Here is an 18,946-nt window from a genome sequence, read left to right as displayed (position 1 = left end):
AGTGCAGCGGGGGCGTGCCATGTCGCGGGGGAGCATGGCGAAGCGCGCGTTTTCCCTTATATGGCCCCTTGGGCGGATTCTCCAATGAAGGGGGTCGCGCTCCGGGCGCCGCCGGTCTACCTCTGGCGGTCCGGCCCTGCCCCCGGGCAGGCTCCGGCGCCGACGCATGCGAGAAGGTCTCGAGATGGATGCCATAGCCGACACGCCCGCCCGCACCGAGGACGCCAGCCGTCCCTCGCGCGCCGAGGCGGAGGCCGCCGTGAAGACGCTGATCGCCTGGGCCGGCGACGATCCGTCGCGCGAAGGCCTGCTGGAGACCCCCGCGCGGGTCGCCAAGGCGTACGCCGAGCTGTTTTCCGGCTACGACGCCGATCCGGCGCTGGTCCTCGACCGGGTGTTCGAGGACGTCGCAGGCTACGACGACCTGGTGCTGGTCAAGGACATCGCCTTCCACTCCCACTGCGAGCACCACATGCTGCCCTTCTTCGGCAAGGTGCACGTCGCCTACTATCCGGCGAACGGCGTCGTCGGGCTGTCCAAGATCGCCCGGCTGGTGGACATCTACGCCCGCCGCCTGCAGACCCAGGAGACGATGACCGCGCAGATCGTCGCCGCCATGGACGCGGCGCTGGAGACGCGCGGCGTCGCCGTGATGATCGAGGCGGAGCACCTGTGCATGTCGATGCGCGGCGTCGCCAAGGCGGGCGCGCTCACCATCACCACCCGGTTCTCCGGGCTGCTGCGCGACGATGCCGCCGAACAGGCGCGGTTCCTCCAGCTGGTGCGGGGCTGAGCATGTCGGGTACGGCCACGCCGTTCCAGCCGCCGCTCGCCAAGGCCGCTCAGGACGAGGCCGGCGAGCTGAGGCCGAAATTCGACGCCAGCGGGCTGGTGACCTGCGTCGTCACCGACGCCGACACCGGCCTGCCGCTGATGGTCGCCCACATGAACGCCGAGGCGCTGGAAAAGACCATCGAGACCGGCATCGCCCACTACTGGAGCCGCTCGCGCGGAAGCCTCTGGCGCAAGGGCGACACCTCCGGCTCGGTGCAGAGCGTCGCGGAGATGCGGGTGGACTGCGACCAGGACGCCGTGTGGATCCGGGTGCGCGTCGCCGGCGACGGCTCCAGCTGCCACACCGGCCGCACCTCGTGCTTCTATCGCCGCGTGCCGCTGGGCGAAGGCGGCGGCGGCGCGCTGGACTTCGTCGAAGACTGAGCGGGCGTGGCCCGCCGGCGCTCCCGCGCAGGGTTGCGCTTGCGGCCGGGCGCCGTCAGGGTCACTCGTCCCGCCCGAACCCGCCACGTGTGACCGCCGCCTCATGACCCTTCCCGCCCCCATCCCCGACCGCACCGTGGCTGCCGGCAACGAACCGGTCTGGTCGAAGGGCTTCAAGCCGCGCATCGGCCTGGCGCTCGGCGGCGGTGCGGCGCGCGGCTGGGCCCACATCGGCGCGATCCGCGTGCTGGAGGAAGCCGGCATCCGGCCGGACATCGTCACCGGCACCTCGATCGGCGCGGTGATCGGCGCCGCGTCGATCGCCGGCAAGCTCGACGCGCTGGAGGCGTTCGCGCGTTCCCTCACCCGCCGCAACGTGGTCGGGCTGATCGATCCGGTGTTCGGCAGCGGCGGGCTGATCGGCGGGCGGCGGCTGGTGCGGCTGCTCCAGCGCGACCTCGGCGACATCAGGATCGAGGAGCTGGAGCGGGCGTTCCTGTGCGTTTCCACCGAACTCGGCACCGGGCACGAGATCTGGCTGCGCTCGGGCGCGCTGGTGCCGGCGCTGAGGGCGTCGTTCGCGCTGCCCGGCGTGTTCCAGCCGGTTCAGCTGGGCGGCCGCTGGCTGGTCGACGGCGCGCTGGTCAACCCGGTGCCGGTGTCGGCCTGCCGGGCGCTGGGCGCGCGGGTGGTGATCGCCATCAACCTGCACTCCGACATCTTCGGGCGCGGCACCACGGTGGTGCACGCGATGCCGCCGGGGCCGGTCGACGCGCTGCCAGAAGCGGCGGAGGCGGCGGCCGCCGCCAAGGCGGCCGAGGACGAGGAGCACGGGCTGTTCCACTCCCTGCGCGAGCGCCTGCGGATGCGGCTGTTCGGCGACGACGACGCCCACCTGCCGGGCCTGATGGGCGTGATGATGGAGTCCTACAACATCATGCAGGACCGGCTGACCCGCTCGCGCATGGCCGGCGATCCGCCCGACTACGCGATCGGGCCGCGGCTGGGCGACATCGGGCTGTTCGATTTCCACCGGGCCGACGAGGCGATCGAGGTGGGCGCCGAGGCGACCCGGCGCGGCCTCGACGACATCCGCCACCTGATCGACACGCTGCAATAGGCCGGAGCCTTTGGCCGCGCTTGCGAGGCCAGCGCGCGACCGCGCGCCGGCCGGACAGGCCGCCCCCGCGGAGCTGTGCACGAAGCGCAGCAGCGTGAGCGGAAACACCGCAAATCCCGGACGGAAGCCCGCAAGAGCGCTTTTCCCGGGATTTGCAGGGGTCTTCAGGCCGTGGCGATGTAGCTGCGCATTTCCTCGGCCTCGCGCTCGGCCTGGGCGATCCGGTGCTTGACCACGTCGCCGATGGAGATGACGCCGGCGATGCGGCCGTTCTTCAGCACGGGCATGTGACGGAAGCGGCCGGCGGTCATGCGCTCCATCACCGTCGCGATGGTGTCGTCCGGGGTCACGGTGACCACCGAGCGCGTCATCAGGTCGGCGGCGGACCGCTCCAGCGCGGCCGGGCCGTGGCCGGCGCAGGCCTTCACGATGTCGCGCTCCGACAGGATGCCGACGATCGAGCCGTCGGGGCTGGTGATGAGGATCGCACCGATCTTGTGCTGGGTGAGCCGCCGGCAGATGTCGGCGATCGTCTCGGCTTCGGTCGCGGTGACGATGTCATGGCCCTTGTCGGCCAGAATGGATGCCACGGTCATAGTCGCCTCCCTGTTCGACGCGCCTTTTCGAATGCCGGCCCCGAGGAGGCCTGCCGCGATCGGACAGGGCTCGGGATCGGCAGCGACGCTGGCCTGAGTCGGCAGCAGCTGCCGATCAGAACCTGGAATGATGGCACGAAGATCACCGCGAACAAGACGGAAATGATCACAACGGCGAAACCGGCTCACCGGCCGGCCCGTAACGGCGATTGCCGGCAGACGCCGCCCGAGCGGATCGCGGCCCGACCGGGCGTCAGGCCCGCCAGCCGTCGTCGGCGCGGCGGAGCGGCAGCGGGCCGACGGGATCGAAGAAGCGGAACAGCAGCAGGCCGGCGAGGAAGCCGCCGATGTGGGCCTCCCAGGCGATCACCTCGCCGCCGCCGATGATCGACGCCGAGCCGAGCCCGACCAGCAGGTTGATGCCGAACCAGACGCCGACGAACATCATCGGCCGGGCGCTGCGCAGCGTCTGGACGAGCGTCAGCGCCGGAACCCTGTAGGCCCGGTCGTCGGGCACCCGGAAGGCGCCGAGCGGCGCGCCGCTCTGGAACACGAAGCGCGCGGCGGCTGCCATCTGCGCCGAGATCGCCGCCGACGCGCCGATCACCGGCACCATGTCGCCGAAGTGCAGCGCCAGGTGGATGGCGGCCCCCGCAACCGCGCCAACGGCGGAGAACGCCAGGAAGCGCACCGCCCCGAAGCGCCGCGCCAGCGCGCTGCCGAAGGCCACCAGCCACAGGCAGTTGACCAGCAGGTGGGTCACGTTGCCGTGCAGGAAGGCGTAGGTGAGGAACGACCAGATGGCGGCGCCCTGGTTCATCAGACCCCACCAGGACACGGGCCCCGTCGGCATGTAGGCGGAGAGGATGTCGCCAGCGTAGCGCGCCGGGATGAAGGCGAACAGCAGCAGCACGCCGACGTCCGCCTCGTAGGAGAGCAGCATCGTGCGGACCAGGTGGATGACCACCAGCACCGCCGTCAGCCAGACGACCGTCGACGGGATGGTGAACATGGGTTCGCCGCGCGGGCGGTCGGACAGGCTCATGAAACGATACGCTTTGCGAGCATGGTGGAAGGCCGGTCCTTCAGTCACGGGCGGCGCGGGCGCGCCGATGGCCAGTCCCGGTCAGGGCAAACACCGCTGCGTGGGACGGGATGGAACAAGGGGTCTGGAGCGATGTCCAGGAAAGCTGGCCCGACCATCTGATCGGAAATGGCGGGGATGACAACTCCGCCGGGGCGGCTCCCTCGGCCCGCGTCCGATCCGCCGCTCCCGAGGTGATAGGGCCGAGGTCGCATCCCGGCAAGATGAGCCACGGCGCGCAGCATCCTGACATCGTTACTTATTCGTGGACCGGCTCGTGTCGGTTCAATTCAATTGCAAGGCGTCCGTTTCATCGGGCGGCAAGTCGTGGCGTGGCAAGACTGTTTCCACAGTCGGTCGGTTGTCGCGGTTGCGACCTCCATAAAACTACTGCGGCGACCGACCGACTAACTCCGTCACCGGCATTCGAGCCGCGCGTCCAGTGGTCCAGGGTTCCAGCTTCATGAAGCCAATCAAACGGAATGCGCTGACCTGGCTCGCCGCCCCCTATCTGGCGTGCGCCCTCGCCGCCCCGACCCCGTCGCTCGCCGAAGCCAACCGGTTCATGCCGCTGGCCACCGAGACCGAAGCCCCGGACGGCTTCGTCGACTTCTGCACCCGCTTCCCCGTCGACTGCCAGGAAAGCGGCGAACCCGCCCGCGCCGTGGTGCTGACCAGGGATCGCTGGGTCGAGCTCGTTGAAACCAACCGCAGCGTCAACCGGACCGTCAGCCCCACCACCGACCAGGAATTCTACGGCCGCGAGGAATTCTGGACGTTCCCGCAGACGGCCGGCGACTGCGAGGACTACGTGCTCCTGAAGCGCCACAAGCTGATCGGCAAGGGCTGGCCCTCCAGCGTGCTGCTGATCACCGTCGTCCGCGACGAGAACGGCGAAGGCCATGCCGTGCTGACCGTCGGCACCGATCGCGGCGACCTGATCCTCGACAACCGGACCGACGTGATCCTGCCCTGGAACAACCGGCCGTACACCTACGTGAAGCGGCAGCGCATCCGCAATCCGCGGGCCTGGGTCCGGGTGCTGGATCCGCGTGCCACGCAGGCCGTCGGTTCGCTGCGCCCGCCCGCCGACGCGGTCCCCCACGCCCGGGACTGACGCCCCCGCGCGTTCGAGCGTCCCGGGAACGGCTTAGAATTCAATCCCTTGAGTCGATATCTTCAAACCGCGCCAGCCGCGATCCGGGCGCCGCGCGCCCGGGACCGCTGAGCCATCGCGTGCGGACGCATCAAAGCGGCTGGAGGCCCGCCGCGTAGCGCTTCCAGTTGGCCACGTAGTGGGCGGCGCTGGCGGTGAGCGCTTCGGCCGACGCCTCGTCGAGGGTCCGCACCACCTTGCCCGGCATGCCGACCACCAGCGAGTTGTCGGGGATCTCCTTGCCCTCGGCGATCAGGGCATTCGCCCCGATGATGCAGTTGCGGCCGATCCGGGCATGATTGAGCACGGTGGCGCCCATCCCGATCAGGGAATTGTCGCCGATGGTGCAGCCGTGCAGGATCGCCTTGTGGCCGACGGTGCAGTCCTTCCCGATGGTGAGCGGCGCGTCGAGATCGGTGTGGAAGACCGAGCCGTCCTGAACGTTGGAGCGTTCGCCGATCTCGATCCACTCGTTGTCGCCGCGCAGGACGGCGCCCCACCAGACGCTGGCATCGACGTGCAGCCGCACCTTGCCGATCAGCACCGCCGTCGGCGCGACCCAGAACGCCCCGTCGCCGGGAAGATCGGGGCCGACCCCGTCCAGCGCGTACAACGACATGGGTGCCTACTCCTCCAGGTCGAGTTCGAGGATCGCCATGGTGAAGTTCCAGGACAGGTCCTCGTCCTCGTCGTCACGGAACAGCACGCCGATGAACTCGTCGCCGAGATAGACCTCGGCGGAATCGGACTTCTTTGGCCGCGCACGCAGCGTCAGCGTCGGATTGCTGAATTTCCGCTGCATGTAGTTCTGAAGTTTAGCGATTTCCGCCTTGTCCAAGAAATCCTCCGGTCAGGGTACGAGGGTGATGGGTCGCACGACGGCAGCGATGCCGCCCCACATGAAAGACTGAATGCGCTCAGACGCGCGTGTCGAAATCGGCCAGAATCTGGTCCATCGACCGCGCCGGCTCGGCACACCCCGCCGTTCCAACCACACGAGCGGGCACACCCGCAACCGTGGAGTTCGGCGGAACCGCCTTCAGCACCACCGAACCGGCGGCGACGCGGGCGCAGCGGCCGACCTCGATGTTGCCAAGGATCGCCGCATGGGCCCCGATCAGCACGCCCTTGCGAATCTTCGGGTGCCGATCGCCGTCTTCCTTGCCGGTGCCGCCAAGCGTGACGCCCTGCAGGATGGAGACCTCGTCCTCGATGACGACCGTCTCGCCGACGACGACGCCGGTGGCGTGATCGATGAAGATGCCCCGCCCCATCGGCACGGCCGGATGGATATCGACCTGGAACTCCGCCGAGGCACGGCTCTGGACGTAGTAGGCGAAGTCGCGCCGTCCCTCGTGCCACAGCCAGTTGGCGAGCCGGTGGGTCTGGATCGCCTGGAAGCCCTTGAAGAAGAGCACCGGGTCGATCAGCCGGTGGCAGGCCGGATCGCGCTCGTAGACCGAGACGATGTCGACCCGCAGGATGTCGGCAAGGTCCGGACGCGCGGCGAAAGCCTGGTTGAAAGCGTGCCGGATATGGGTCGGGCCGACCGCCGCATCCCCGAGGCGATCGGCGATGCGCTGGCTGATGACGTCTTCCAGGCTCGGCTGGTCGAGAATGGTGGCGTGCATGAAGCCGGCAAGCGCCGGCTCGTTCTGGGCGATGCGCAGGGCATCCTCGCGAATCCGTTCCCAGACAGGATCGTGACTGGCCAGCGGCGCGACGTTGTCGCGCCCGGAGCTGTCGCGCTCGGAAATGGAAGCCATGGCCGCGTGTCCTTTCCTGGTGGGTCGCGATCCGAACACTCAAGATAGTGCTTCGGAGGTCCGAGGCAAAGCCACGCCCCGAACCGCGCCCCCCGATGCGGGGACATTGCCGAATTGGCGGCCAAGGTCAAACGCGGCGCGCCGGACGGCCGAGACCGCCGGCATCGCACCCGGCCCCGTCAGGGACGCTCGGCGAGGAACGCCAGGACGCCGTCCTTGTAGACCTTGTCGCCGACGGCGAGCATGTGGTCGCGGTCGGGAATGGCGCAGACCTTCGATCCCGGGATCAGCGCGGCGAGTTCCTCCGCGGAGCCCGCGATGTCGTCGGTGGTGCCCACGGCGATGAGCGCCGGCGGCTTCAGCCCGCCGATGTCGTCGGCCGAGATCTTGTTGTTGGAGGCGCTCATGCAGGCGGCGAGCGCCTTCAGGTCGCTTCCGGTCTGCTGGGCGAACTGGCGAAACTTGCGGCCGAGGGGCGTGGTGACCTCGGCGAGCGACGGCGCCTCGAGGGCCGAGACAATGATATCCTGGCCGCCGACGCCGCGGATCATGCCGATGCCGAGACCGCCGAAGACGACGCTGCGCACCTTCTCCGGGTGGGCGAGCGACAGGAACGCCGAGATCCGCGCGCCCATGGAGTAGCCCATGACGTCGACGCGCTCGAGGCCGAGGTGGTCGATCAGCCGGGCCGCATCGCCCGCCATCACGTTGGCCGGATAGGCGGCGCTGTCGTAGAGCTTCTCGCTCTCGCCGTGGCCGCGGTTGTCGAGGGCGATGACGCGGCGGCCGTCCTTGAGCAGCGTGTCGACCCAGCCGGGGGTCACCCAGTTCATGCTCTTCGACGACGCGAAGCCGTGGATCAGGAGAATCGGGTCGCCCTCGCCCACATCGAAATAGGCGATGGAGATGCCGTCGGACGAGAAGGTCTGGGTCGGATACGGAGAGGCCACGGTCACTCGCTGGGTCTTTTTCCGGGGACGCCGCGGACCTTAGATCCTTTTCAGCCCGGCTGGAAACACCCGGCCGCCGCGGACCGGCCGCGGCCCCGACATGCCTGATGCGCGGGGAAATGGTCTGGACCCCGGCTTCCGACCATGACAGAGCATGGAACACACGGCCCCGCCGCTTTGCATCGGGGCACGCGCGCGCTAACGTCCGCGCGAGATCACCGACGAGATTTGCGGAGCGCCGGCCATGTCGGACCATGTCATTCCCCATTTCCAGAACGATCCGGGCATCGACCGGATCAACATCGGCGCGAAGGAATTCATGTGCGTGGGGGCTCGGCCGCCCTTCGACCATCCCCACGTCTTCCTCGACATGGGCGATGAGGGCGAGATCGTCTGCCCCTATTGCTCGACCCATTATATCCTCGATGCCGGACTCGCACCCCACGACGCCAAGCCGTCGGAATGCGAGTTCAAGGACGAGGCGGCCTGAACGCACCTGAGGATTGATGAATGAGGACGCAGGCAGGATCGCCGTCGCGGGAGCGGGCATTGCCGGACTGACATGCGCGCTTCAGCTGGCGCGGCTCGGCCACGGCGTCGACCTGTACGAGCGGACTGCACGACTGAGCGAGGTGGGCGCGGGCATCCAGCTGTCGCCCAACGTCGCCGGGCCGCTGTCGATGCTCGGCCTGGACGAGGCCCTCGACGCGCGCGCCGTGCGACCCGAGGCCGTGCAGATGTGGTCGGGCCGCAACGGGCGGCCGATCGCGCGCGTTCCCCTCGGCGACGCCGCCCTTGAGCGCTACGGGTTTCCCTACCGCGTCATCCACCGCGCCGACCTGCAGCGGGTGCTGCTGGACGCCGCCATCGCGTCGCCGTCCATCCGGCTGCACCTGGGCGAGACGATCCTGAAGGCCTGGGAGCGGTCGAGCAGCGTGACCCTCGAGCTCGCGTCCGGCCAGCGCCAAGCCTGCCTGCTCGTCGCCGCCGACGGCGTCTGGTCCGCGCTGCGCGCCGTCGTCAACGGCGTGAAGGCCTGGAAGACCGGACAGACCGCCTGGCGGGCCGTGGTCGACCGGACACCGGCCGACGCGGCCATGCCGCCGGTAACCGACCTTTGGCTCGCCCCCGACGTGCACGTGGTCCGCTACCCGGTCGCCGGCGGCCGGCTCTCCAACCTCGTCGTGGTGATGGCCGACCAGGCCTGCGACGAGGCAAGCTGGCGGCTGACCGACGAGATGGCCCTGCCGGAGGCGCCGCTGGCCAGCCTGGATCCCGCCCTGAGCGGCCAGCTCCGCTCGGTGCCGGCGTGGACCCGCTGGCCGCTCTTCTCGGTGGACCCGAGCACCGAATGGACCCGCGGCCGCATCGCGCTGGTGGGCGACGCCGCCCATTCCATGCTGCCGTTCCTGGCCCAGGGCGGCGCCATGGCGATCGAGGATGCGACCGAGCTTGCCGCCAACGTGGGCTTCCACGGCGCCACCCAGGTGGCGCTGGCCGCCTACGAGCGCAGCCGCAGGCCCCGCGTCGTCCGGATCTGGCGGGAGGCCCAGCGGCTCGCCCGCGTCTACCATCTGCCCTATCCTGTCTCGATCGGCCGCGACATGACCCTGGCGGCGCTGGGGCCGCGGCGGCTGCTGGAGCGCATGGACCGCATCTACGGCTGGCGTCCCCCGACCCTGCCGTCTTGAGGTCCGCCCCGCCCCGGGGTAGACGAGCAGACCGAATTTCCTCCAGCCTGACAGCGACATCCGCCCATGACCGACGCCGACCTCCCCGAAGCCTCCTCAACCTGGTCGGTGACGGCCGGCATCGTCGTCATCGGTGACGAGATCCTCTCGGGGCGGACCAAGGACACCAACGTCGGCTTCATCACCGAATATCTCACCGAGATCGGCATCGAGGCGCGCGAAGTCCGGATCGTGCCGGACGTGACGTCGATGATCGTCGAGGCGGTGGACACGCTCCGCGCCCGCTATACCTACGTGTTCACCACCGGCGGCATCGGCCCCACCCACGACGACATCACCGCCGACGCGATCGCCACGGCGTTCGGCGTCGGGATCGAGATCGACCCGCGGGCGGTGGACGTGATGCGCCAGCGCTACCCCGACATGGAGCTGACGCCGGCCCGGCTGCGGATGGCGCGCATTCCCCACGGCGCCGAGCTGATCGAGAACCCCGTCTCCGGCGCCCCCGGCTTCCAGATCGGCAACGTGTTCGTGATGGCCGGCGTGCCGAGGATCATGCAGGGCATGCTGGAGCGCACCGGTCCGCGGCTGCGCACGGGACCGCGGATCCTGAGCGAGACGGTCGAGGCGCTGATGCCGGAGGGCCGCATCGCCGAGCCGCTGTCGGAGATCGCGCGCGCCTTCGCCGACGTCTCCATCGGCTCCTATCCCCACTTCGACGGCAAGCAGTACCGCACCCAGGTGGTCGTGCGCAGCCGCGACCCCGAGCGGGTCGCCGCGGCGCGCGCCGCCGTCGAGGCGGCGATCGCCACCCTCCAGACCGCCAGCTGACAAGGACCCCGGACATGGCGAACGAGCCGACCGCGTTGCCGGACAAGGCGTTTCCCGTGTCCTGGGACCAGTTTCACCGGGACGCCCGGGCGCTCGCCTGGCGGCTGGCCGGCCAGGGCGACTTCAGGGGCATCGCCTGCATCACCCGCGGCGGGCTGGTACCGGCGGCGATCGTCGCGCGCGAGCTGGGCATCCGCCTGATCGACACCGTCTGCGTCGCCTCCTACCACGAGTTCAAGCATCAGGGAGAGATGACGGTCCTGAAGGGCGTGAGCCCTGCCCTCACCGAGGTCGGCGGCGACCAGGGCGAGCACATCCTGATCGTCGACGACCTGGTGGATACCGGCGCGACGGCGCAGGTGGTCCGCGCCTTCCTGCCGAAGGCGCATTTCGCGACCGTCTACGCCAAGCCGAAGGGCCGTCCGCTGGTCGACACGTTCATCACGGAAGTCTCGCAGGACACCTGGATCTATTTCCCGTGGGACCTGGGCCTCAGCTTCCAGGCGCCGATCGCCGGCAAGAAATAGGGCGTTTTCCGGCCGGATCGGGACGGGCCTCCCGGGCGGCTCGGGACAGCCGGACTGGAATTGCGCCCGGCAAACGCCACATGCCATTCTTGGCCCGATGCTCCGGATCCCGAATCCGGAGCAGACAGTCGCGACGCGTGAGGACCAATGCCCATTCTCGAAGCCGTCTCGGACGACTTTCTCGGCCTCTCCGGCTTCCAGCAGGCGCTCGAGCCCGCCCAGATCGCCGCGCTCGGCGAGGACGCGCACGAACCGCTGGTCGACGCGCTGATCGCGGAAACGCTGGCCGACCGGCTCGGACCGCTGTCGGTGCGGCTGCGCGGCATCAACGAACGCCCCTTCGAAGCCCTCAACGTGCTCACCGTCTCCAGCCGTGCCGGGCAGCTGTCCCTGCACTGCCATTCGGACGACCGGCACGCCTCGGTGGTGCTGGAACTCGATTTCGCGAGCGGCAGCCTTCGCGCCGACTTCGCGCGCGGGCTCGAGCGGATCGACAGCGGAACCTTCCGCTCCGCCGCGCTGATGGCCGCGCGCAACCGCTTCGTCGGCAAACTGCTGGAAGGCGCCGTTCTGGAGGTCGTCGACGCCGACGAGCGGGTGCTGGGCCGGAGCGCTCCCCTCACATTCCATCACGTGGACCTTGCGCCGGCCTTGCGCAGCTACCGCGCCTTCGCCCGGTCCTGGGAGGCGATCGCCGCCAACCGTCTCCTGAAGAAGACCGAGCCGCGCGGCATCGAGCCCGTTGCGTGGCTTGGCTCGACCTTCCTCTCCCGGGTCGCGCAGCCGGCGTTCTGACGCCCGCGGCGCCGTGCGTCAGAGTTCCGGATCGACGGTGAAGAGCTCCTGCGGGCGCTCGACGCCGCGCAGCGCGTAGCGGCCGACCGACACGAAGCGCCGCCGGTCCTCCTCCGACGCCGCCGCGCAGAACGCCTCCGACATCAGAAGATCCCGCTCTGCCGACCGGCACATCACCGCGACCCGGCTCGCCTCGTTGACGGCGGGACCGACGACGGTGAAGTCGAGACGGTCCCGGCTGCCGACGTTGCCGTAGAATACCTCACCGATGTGCAGCCCGATGTAGGGGCTGGTGACCGGCAGGCCGGACGCCTCGTGCTCGGCGGCCAGGGCGGGAAGCCTGGCGCGCAGCGCCTTCTCCGCCGCCAGCGCCATGGCGCAGCCGCGCGCCGGATCGGCGGCGTCGAAGATCGCCAGCGTCCCGTCGCCGATGAGCTTCAGGACCTCGCCGCCGGCCTCGTGGATCGAGGAGATCACCGCGTCGGAATAGGAGTTGAGGAACGGGATGACGGCGGTGGGTTCGGCGGTCTCGGTGATCCGGGTAAAGCCGCGCAGGTCGCTGAACCAGAGCACGGCCTTGATCTTCTCGGTGACGCCGCGGGCGATGTTGCCGGCCAGCACGCGTCCGCCGGTGTTGCGCCCGAGATAGGTCTCCACCAGCGTGCGCGTGATGCGGGCGAGCGAGGCGGATTTCATAGCCACCGCGAGCGGCAGGATCAGCACCTGCATGCCCGACAGCGCGTCGTCGGAGAAGCCGTCCGCCCCATCAGTGAGCCAGGACGAATAGATGCAGTCCATCTCCCCGATGATGCCGTCGGCGGCGAACCGGTGGATCAGGGCGACGTAATCGGTCAGTCCGCGCGCGGCGAGTTCCCCCAGGACCGGAAACTCGGCCTCCCCGTCCGGCGACAGCCGGCGGCGGAGGTGCATCTCACCCGTCTGGACCAGATGGTAGAAGGGGCTCTGGGTCCACCGCTCGTCCTCCTCGCCGCCCGGCCCGCTGCGGCCGTACTCGATGATCGCCGGAACCTCCGGGTCGTCGCGCCGCCAGCGGAACACCCTGCCCTCGTAGACCGGGTGCAGCGTGTCGATGATGACGTTGACCTCCGACAGCGGAAACCCGGCGTTCACCGCGCGCTGGCAGAAGCCCTCCAGGAGGTCCGGCTCGCTGATGCCGTCGAGACCGGCGCGCATCAGCCATTCGGTGAGTTCGGCAAATGCCGTCGGATTCATCTGTACCCCTGGAACAAAGCCAACTGCCGTCGTCCCGACCGGAGCGACGGAAACGGGAACGCCGCCAGGCCGCGCCTCAGGGCGCGGTCGCGGGTTCCGTGCGCGTGCCCCAGTCGGCTTCCACATCCACCCAGCCCTGGACCACGCCGTGACACGCGACCTGGGCCCCCTCGTACGCGTAGAGCGGCGGGTCTTCGGCCACGCAGACGTCGCGGGCATAGGGGCAGCGCGGATGGAAGGCGCAGCCGGACGGCGGATTGATGGGCGACGGGATCTCTCCCGTCAACTTGATGTTCTGTCGCTTGCGGCGGGGATCGGCAACCGGCGTCGCGGAGAGCAGCGCGCGCGAATAGGGATGCAGCGGCCGCTCGAAGATCGCTTCCGACGTGGTGATCTCCACCGGCCGGCCGAGATAGAGCACCAGCACGTCGTCGGCCACGAAGCGGACCACCGAAAGGTCGTGGCTGATGAACAGGTAGGTGAGCCCGAACTCATCCTGCAGGTCGGCAAGCAGGTTCAGCACCTGCGCCTGGATCGACACGTCGAGCGCCGACACCGGCTCGTCGAGGACCAGGATCTTCGGGTCGAGCATGAGGGCGCGCGCGATGGCGATGCGCTGGCGCTGGCCACCGGAAAACATGTGCGGGTAGCGCGTGTAGTGTTCCGGCCGCAGACCGACCCGCTGCAGCATCGCCTGCGCCTTCTCCCGGCGTTCGGCGGCCGAGAGCTGCGTGTTGATGATCAGCGGCTCCTCCAGGATCGTGCCGATCTTCTGGCGCGGGTTGAGCGAGCCGTAGGGGTTCTGGAACACGATCTGGACGGTGCTGCGCAGCGTCGCCCGCTCCCGCCGCGTCGTCGGGGCCTCCTCGCCGATGACGTGACCGTCGATCACCAGCCGCCCGGTTGTCGGCGGTTCGATCATGGTGATCAGGCGGGCGAGCGTCGACTTGCCGGACCCCGATTCGCCCACCACCGCGAGCGTGGTGCCGGCCTTCACGGAGAAGGTCGCGCCGGCCACCGCGCGGACGACCGCCGTTCCGCCGAACAGGCCCCGTCCGATCTCGTAGAAACGCGTGACGTCGGTCGCTTCGATGATGTCGCTCATGCCGCGGCCTCGCCTGCGTGCCGGGGATAGTGACAGAGCGCCTCGCCGAGGCTTGGGGGCTGGCGCGGCGGCTCGACGGTGCGGCACCGGTCGTCGGCGAACTTGCAGCGCGGATTGAACAGGCAGCCGGTCGGGCGGTCGCCCTGCCCCGGCACGACGCCCGGGATAGCCGGCAGCCGGTCCCCGGTGGCGCGGTCGGGGAGCGCGTCGAGCAGCGCCGCCGTGTAGGGATGATGCGGCGTGTCGAACAGCCCGATCACGTCCTGCCGTTCGACCTGCTTGCCGGCGTACTGCACGACGACCCGCCGCGCGGTTTCCGCCACCACGCCCATGTCGTGGGTGATCAGCACCAGCGCCATCTCGGTCTCCTTCTGGAGATCGACCAGGAGATCGAGGATCTGCGCCTGGATGGTCACGTCGAGCGCGGTGGTGGGCTCGTCGGCGATCAGGAGCTTCGGTCGGCAGGAGATCGCCATCGCGATCATCACGCGCTGGCTCATGCCGCCCGACAGCTGGTGCGGGAACGCGGACAGGCGCTTCTCCGGCTCCGGAATGCCGACCAGCGACAGAAGCTCGATGGTGCGCTGCTTCCGTTCCGCCCGGCCCATGCCGAGATGGGTCTTCAGCGCCTCGCCGATCTGGTAGCCCACCGTGAAGCACGGGTTGAGGCTGGACATCGGCTCCTGGAAGATCATCGCCACGTCGCGGCCGATGAGCTGGCGCCGGCGCTTCGTCGAGAGCGTCTGCAGGTCGACGCCGTCGAACTCCATGTGGTCGGCGGTGACGGTGGCGCTCGGGGGCAGCAGCCCCATCACGGCGAGCATGGCCACCGACTTGCCGGATCCGGATTCGCCGACGATGGACAGCACCTCGCCGAGGTCGACGGCGATGTCGACGTCGTCGACCGCCCTGAACGGGCCGGAGGCGGTGGCGAAGGTGACCGAAAGGCCGCGGATGTCGAGAAGAGGCATCCTCAGCTCCGCTTCAGCTTGGGGTCGAGGGTGTCGCGCAGCCCGTCGCCGACGAGATTGATCGCCAGCACGGTGATGAGGATGGCCACGCCCGGGAAGGTGACGAGCCACGGGGCGCGGGTGATGAACTCGCGGCTGTCGGCGAGCATGGTGCCCCACTCCGGCGTCGGCGGCTGGGCGCCCATGCCGAGGAAGCCGAGGGCGGCCGCGTCGAGGATGGCGGTGGAGAAGGACAGCGTCGCCTGGACGATCAGCGGCGCCAGGCAGTTCGGCAGGATCGTCTTCAGCATCAGGCGGATGTTGCCCGCGCCGGCGACCCGGGCGGAGATCACGTATTCCTTGTTCCGTTCCGACAGCACCGCCGCCCGCGTCAGCCGGACGAAGTGGGGCTGCAGCACCAGGGCGATGGCGATCATCGCGTTCAGGAGGCCCGGACCGAGGATCGCCACCAGCACGAGGGCCAGCAGCAGCGACGGGAACGCCAGGATGACGTCCATCACCCGCATGATCACGGTGTCGATCCAGCCACGGAAGAAGCCGGCCAGCAGCCCCATCAGGATGCCGGTGAACAGCGCCAGCGTGACCACCACGACGCCGATGAACAGCGAGTAGCGCGAGCCGTAGATCAGCCGCGACAGGAGATCGCGGCCGACGGCGTCGGTGCCCAGCAGGTACGCGGCGCGCCCGTTCTCGGCCCAGACGGGCGGCACGAGGAGCGCATCGCGGAACTGGACGTCCGGCTGATAGGGGGCCAGCAGCGGCGCGAAGACGGCCACCAGGATCAGCGCCACGAAGACGACGAGGCCGGCGACGGCGCCCCGGTTTTCGGAGAAGTAGAACCAGAACTCCCGCAACATCGCGAGGCGCGGCGAAAGCGGGGCCTTGGCGGTCTCGGCGGGGTCGGCGGACACGTTGTCGGTCATCGCTTCACCCCTGCCGGATACGCGGATTGATGTAGCCGTAGAGCACATCGACGATGAGGTTGACGATCATCACGATGGCGGCGATCAGCAGGAGACCGCCCTGCACCACGGGATAGTCGCGCTTGAAGACGGAATCGACCATCCACTTGCCGATCCCCGGCCAGGAGAAGATCGTTTCGGTGAGGATCGCGCCGGCCATCATCACGCCGACCTGCAGGCCGATCACCGTGACGACCGGGATCAGGGCGTTGCGCAGCGCGTGCAGGCCGATGATGCGGCCGCTCGACAGCCCCTTGGCGCGCGCGGTCCGCACGTAGTCCTCGCCCAGCACCTCCAGCATGGCCGACCGGGTCTGGCGGGCGATGACGGCGAGCGGGATCGTGCCTAGCACGATCGTCGGCAGGATCAGGTGGCTGACGGCCGAGCCGAACGCCCCCTTCTGCCCGGAGAGCAGCGAGTCGATGAGCATGAAGCCGGTGACCTGCGGGAAATAGTACATGAGCGAGATGCGGCCGGAGACCGGCGTCCAGCCCAGCGTCACCGAGAACAGGATGATCAGCAGCAGGCCCCACCAAAAGATCGGCATCGAATAGCCGACCAGCGCCGTGGTCATGATCGACTGGTCGTAGACGGAGCCGCGCCGGACCGCGGCGATGACGCCGGCCGGGATGCCGAGCACCACCGCGAACAGCATGGCGCAGATCGACAGCTCGAGGGTCGCCGGGAAGCGCACCATGAACTCGTCCAGAACGGGCCGCTTGGTCACCAGCGACGTTCCGAAGTCGCCGTTGAGGATGCCCCAGAGATAGTCCCAGTACTGGACGATCAGCGGCCGGTCGAAGCCGAGCAGGTGTTCCAGCTGCGCGTAGCGCGCCGGATCGACGCTTCGCTCGCCGGCCAGAAGCAGGATCGGATCGCCGGGCAGCACCCGGATGAAGGCGAACGTGACGATCGACACCCCGATGAAGGTGGGGATCAGCACGCCGAAACGATTCAGGAAGAAGCGGAACATGGTCCCTCTGACGATCGCGCCGCGGACAGGAGACGGGCCGTCTCCTCCCGCGCGGCGGACGCATGCGGGGCGGCGGGGCCGCCCCTGGCCGTTTCGGTGCAGCCGCGGGAGCCCTCCCCGCCCGGACCTGACCGGTCCGGGCGGGGAGCAGCGGCCCCATGCGGCAGGAGCCGTTCGGACCGATCAGGCCGACGGGCCCGATCGGAGCCGGCTCATTCGGAGATGTCGACGCCGTAGAAGATGTGGCCGCCGAACGGGTCGATCTTGTAGTCCTGGACCTTGTCGGACATCGCCTGGTTCACGACCGAGTGGGCGATGGTGGCCCACGGCGCCTGCTCCTTGAAGACGACCTGCGCCTCCTCGTAGAGCTTGGTGCGCTCGTCCTGGTCGGAGACGACCTTGGCCTTCTGGATCAGGTCGTTGAACGGCTCGTGGCACCACTGGGCGCGGTTGGAGCCGCCGACCGCGTCGCAGCCGAGCAGCACGGCGAGGAAGTTGTCCGGGTCGCCGTTGTCGCCCGTCCAGCCGAGCAGCACCGCACCGTCGCGGTCCTCCGCCTTGGAGCGCTCCAGATACTCACCCCACTCGTAGGAGACGATCTCCGCGTTGACGCCGATCTTGGCGAGGTCCGCCTGCATCAGCTCCGCCATGCGGCGGGCGTTGGGGTTGTAGGGACGCTGCACCGGCATCGCCCAGATCTTCATGGAGAGATCCGTGACGCCGGCTTCCTCGAGCATCTTCTTGGCGGCTTCCGGATCGTAGGGATCGTCCTTGAGGTCGGTGTTGTACGACCACATGGTCGGCGGGATCGGCGCCACGGCGACCTTGCCGGAGCCCTGGAACACCGCGTCGAGGATGGCCTGCTTGTTGTAGGCCATGTTGAGGGCCTTGCGGACCTTCGGATTGTCGAACGGCGCGACCTTGGTGTTGTAGGCGAGGTAGCCGACGTTGAGGCCTTCCTGGCTCATCAGCTTGAGGCCATCCGTCGCCTCGACCTCCTGGAGATCCGCCGGGTTCGGATACGGATCGAGGTGGCACTCGCCGGCCTTCAGCTTCTGCAGGCGCACCGCCTGGTCGGTGGTGATGGCGAAGACGAGGTCGTCGATCGCCGCCTTGCCGGCCCAGTAGTCTGGGTTGGCCTTGTAGCGGATGACCGCGTCGGGCTGGTAGGCCACGAACTGGAACGGGCCGGTGCCGACCGGCTTCTGGTTCAGCTGCTGGACGTTGCCGTCCTTGGCGAGCTGATCGGCGTATTCCTTCGACTGGATCGAGGCGAAGTCCATCGCCAGGTTGGCGATCATCGGGGCTTCAGGCCGGTTGAGCACGAACTTGACCGTCATGTCGTCGACCTTCTCGATCGACTTGATCAGGTCCGGCATCGACATGCCGTTGAAGTACTCCCAGGACGCGCCTTCCACGTACTGGTGGTACGGGTTCTCCGGGTCGAGCTGGCGCTCGAACGAGAAGATCACGTCGTCGGCGTTCATGTCGCGGGTCGGGGTGAAGTAGTCGGTGGTATGGAACTTCATGCCCGGCCGCAGGTGGAAGGTGTACTCCAGCCCGTCGTCGGAGACGTCCCAGCTCTCGGCGGCGCCGGGGCCGGTCTTGGTCGTGCCGCGCTCGAACTCGACAAGCTTGTTGAAGACGGCGCGCGACGACGCATCGAAGGTGGTGCCGGAGGTGTAGAGCGCCGGGTCGAAGCCTTCCGGCGAGCCTTCCGAGCAGTAGACGAACGTTTTCGCCTGCGCCCCGCCGGCGAACGCCGCGAGGCCGGCAGCCAGCACGGCCGCCTTCATTCCATGTTGGAGCTTCATCTAATTCTCCCTCTGGTTGACGCGGGTCGTTGCCGCGCCCTGCCGGACAGCAAAATCCGAAAACGCCCGCAAAGCAATCCGCCCGACGGACTTTCGACCGGCCGGCCGGTCACGCTGTCGTGGCAACGGCTTAGGAGACGGGCGTTCAACTACA

General features: G+C 68.9%; 21 protein-coding genes. 9 read left to right on the top strand and 12 right to left on the bottom strand.

Annotated features, from left to right (window positions below; all coding sequences use genetic code 11):
• Positions 1-184 precede the first annotated feature (184 nt).
• The 3 genes from folE to AB7M35_RS01395 all read left to right on the top strand — a co-directional run bounded on the left by folE (position 185) and on the right by AB7M35_RS01395 (position 2,338).
• Positions 185-793: a GTP cyclohydrolase I FolE gene (folE, locus tag AB7M35_RS01405; protein WP_453956626.1), complete on the top strand. Its 609-nt coding sequence runs from the start codon at positions 185-187 to the stop codon at positions 791-793.
• Positions 794-795: 2 nt separating this feature from the next.
• Positions 796-1,218, top strand: a complete 423-nt coding sequence (hisI, locus tag AB7M35_RS01400; RefSeq protein WP_453956624.1) for a phosphoribosyl-AMP cyclohydrolase — start codon at positions 796-798, stop codon at positions 1,216-1,218.
• Between the two features lie 103 nt (positions 1,219-1,321).
• A complete protein-coding gene (locus AB7M35_RS01395) occupies positions 1,322-2,338 on the top strand; it encodes a patatin-like phospholipase family protein (RefSeq protein ID WP_453956622.1) in 1,017 nt (338 codons plus the stop codon).
• Between the two features lie 164 nt (positions 2,339-2,502).
• On the opposite strand, the gene AB7M35_RS01390 is transcribed toward AB7M35_RS01395, so the two are convergent.
• Both AB7M35_RS01390 and AB7M35_RS01385 read right to left on the bottom strand, forming a co-directional pair.
• The gene (locus AB7M35_RS01390) at positions 2,503-2,934 is read right to left on the bottom strand and encodes a CBS domain-containing protein (RefSeq protein ID WP_453956620.1); all 432 of its coding nucleotides are present in this window, start codon (positions 2,932-2,934) and stop codon (positions 2,503-2,505) included.
• Positions 2,935-3,187: 253 nt separating this feature from the next.
• On the bottom strand, positions 3,188-3,979 hold the full coding sequence (locus tag AB7M35_RS01385) for a rhomboid family intramembrane serine protease (RefSeq protein ID WP_453956618.1): 792 nt from the start codon (positions 3,977-3,979) through the stop codon (positions 3,188-3,190).
• A gap of 502 nt (positions 3,980-4,481) precedes the next feature.
• On the opposite strand from AB7M35_RS01385, the gene AB7M35_RS01380 reads away from it, so the two are divergent.
• Positions 4,482-5,135 (top strand): transglutaminase-like cysteine peptidase, encoded by a 654-nt coding sequence (locus AB7M35_RS01380; protein ID WP_453956617.1) that lies wholly within the window; start codon positions 4,482-4,484, stop codon positions 5,133-5,135.
• A gap of 130 nt (positions 5,136-5,265) precedes the next feature.
• Here the strand turns inward: AB7M35_RS01380 and AB7M35_RS01375 are convergent, their stop codons facing one another.
• The 4 genes from AB7M35_RS01375 to AB7M35_RS01360 all read right to left on the bottom strand — a co-directional run bounded on the left by AB7M35_RS01375 (position 5,266) and on the right by AB7M35_RS01360 (position 7,896).
• Positions 5,266-5,793 (bottom strand): gamma carbonic anhydrase family protein, encoded by a 528-nt coding sequence (locus AB7M35_RS01375; protein ID WP_453956615.1) that lies wholly within the window; start codon positions 5,791-5,793, stop codon positions 5,266-5,268.
• A 6-nt stretch (positions 5,794-5,799) separates the two neighbouring features.
• Positions 5,800-6,012, bottom strand: a complete 213-nt coding sequence (locus AB7M35_RS01370) for a DUF3126 family protein (RefSeq protein ID WP_453956613.1) — start codon at positions 6,010-6,012, stop codon at positions 5,800-5,802.
• Between the two features lie 79 nt (positions 6,013-6,091).
• A complete protein-coding gene (cysE, locus tag AB7M35_RS01365) occupies positions 6,092-6,940 on the bottom strand; it encodes a serine O-acetyltransferase (RefSeq protein ID WP_453956611.1) in 849 nt (282 codons plus the stop codon).
• 179 nt (positions 6,941-7,119) lie between these two features.
• A complete protein-coding gene (locus AB7M35_RS01360) occupies positions 7,120-7,896 on the bottom strand; it encodes an alpha/beta fold hydrolase (RefSeq protein WP_453956609.1) in 777 nt (258 codons plus the stop codon).
• Positions 7,897-8,134: 238 nt separating this feature from the next.
• Between AB7M35_RS01360 and AB7M35_RS01355 the strand changes: the two genes are divergently transcribed.
• The 5 genes from AB7M35_RS01355 to AB7M35_RS01335 all read left to right on the top strand — a co-directional run bounded on the left by AB7M35_RS01355 (position 8,135) and on the right by AB7M35_RS01335 (position 11,734).
• Positions 8,135-8,380 (top strand): zinc-finger domain-containing protein, encoded by a 246-nt coding sequence (locus AB7M35_RS01355; protein ID WP_453956608.1) that lies wholly within the window; start codon positions 8,135-8,137, stop codon positions 8,378-8,380.
• Between the two features lie 16 nt (positions 8,381-8,396).
• Entirely contained in the window at positions 8,397-9,581 is a 1,185-nt protein-coding gene (locus AB7M35_RS01350) for an FAD-dependent monooxygenase (RefSeq protein WP_453956606.1), read from the top strand.
• A gap of 66 nt (positions 9,582-9,647) precedes the next feature.
• A complete protein-coding gene (locus AB7M35_RS01345; protein ID WP_453956604.1) occupies positions 9,648-10,412 on the top strand; it encodes a competence/damage-inducible protein A in 765 nt (254 codons plus the stop codon).
• A gap of 14 nt (positions 10,413-10,426) precedes the next feature.
• Positions 10,427-10,939 (top strand): xanthine phosphoribosyltransferase, encoded by a 513-nt coding sequence (gene gpt / locus AB7M35_RS01340; RefSeq protein ID WP_453956603.1) that lies wholly within the window; start codon positions 10,427-10,429, stop codon positions 10,937-10,939.
• A 147-nt stretch (positions 10,940-11,086) separates the two neighbouring features.
• Complete coding sequence (locus AB7M35_RS01335; RefSeq protein WP_453956602.1) at positions 11,087-11,734, top strand: hypothetical protein; 648 nt, start codon at positions 11,087-11,089, stop codon at positions 11,732-11,734.
• An 18-nt stretch (positions 11,735-11,752) separates the two neighbouring features.
• Here AB7M35_RS01335 and AB7M35_RS01330 read toward each other — a convergent pair whose 3' ends face one another.
• From AB7M35_RS01330 to AB7M35_RS01305, 6 genes are all read right to left on the bottom strand, one after another.
• Complete coding sequence (locus AB7M35_RS01330) at positions 11,753-12,967, bottom strand: adenylate/guanylate cyclase domain-containing protein (protein WP_453956601.1); 1,215 nt, start codon at positions 12,965-12,967, stop codon at positions 11,753-11,755.
• A gap of 76 nt (positions 12,968-13,043) precedes the next feature.
• Positions 13,044-14,072 (bottom strand): dipeptide ABC transporter ATP-binding protein, encoded by a 1,029-nt coding sequence (locus AB7M35_RS01325; protein ID WP_453956600.1) that lies wholly within the window; start codon positions 14,070-14,072, stop codon positions 13,044-13,046.
• Positions 14,069-15,043 (bottom strand): ABC transporter ATP-binding protein, encoded by a 975-nt coding sequence (locus tag AB7M35_RS01320; protein ID WP_453956599.1) that lies wholly within the window; start codon positions 15,041-15,043, stop codon positions 14,069-14,071. The genes AB7M35_RS01325 and AB7M35_RS01320 overlap by 4 nt, the downstream gene beginning before the upstream one ends.
• A 2-nt stretch (positions 15,044-15,045) precedes the next feature.
• Entirely contained in the window at positions 15,046-15,966 is a 921-nt protein-coding gene (locus AB7M35_RS01315) for an ABC transporter permease subunit (RefSeq protein ID WP_453956597.1), read from the bottom strand.
• Positions 15,967-15,970: 4 nt separating this feature from the next.
• Positions 15,971-16,978, bottom strand: coding sequence for an ABC transporter permease subunit (locus AB7M35_RS01310; protein WP_453956595.1), 1,008 nt, complete (start codon positions 16,976-16,978; stop codon positions 15,971-15,973).
• Between the two features lie 212 nt (positions 16,979-17,190).
• Positions 17,191-18,792, bottom strand: coding sequence for an ABC transporter substrate-binding protein (locus AB7M35_RS01305; protein WP_453956593.1), 1,602 nt, complete (start codon positions 18,790-18,792; stop codon positions 17,191-17,193).
• Positions 18,793-18,946 lie beyond the last annotated feature (154 nt).

It is taken from the genome of Amorphus suaedae (assembly GCF_053629675.1).
This window is presented reverse-complemented; position numbering and strand designations above follow the sequence as displayed.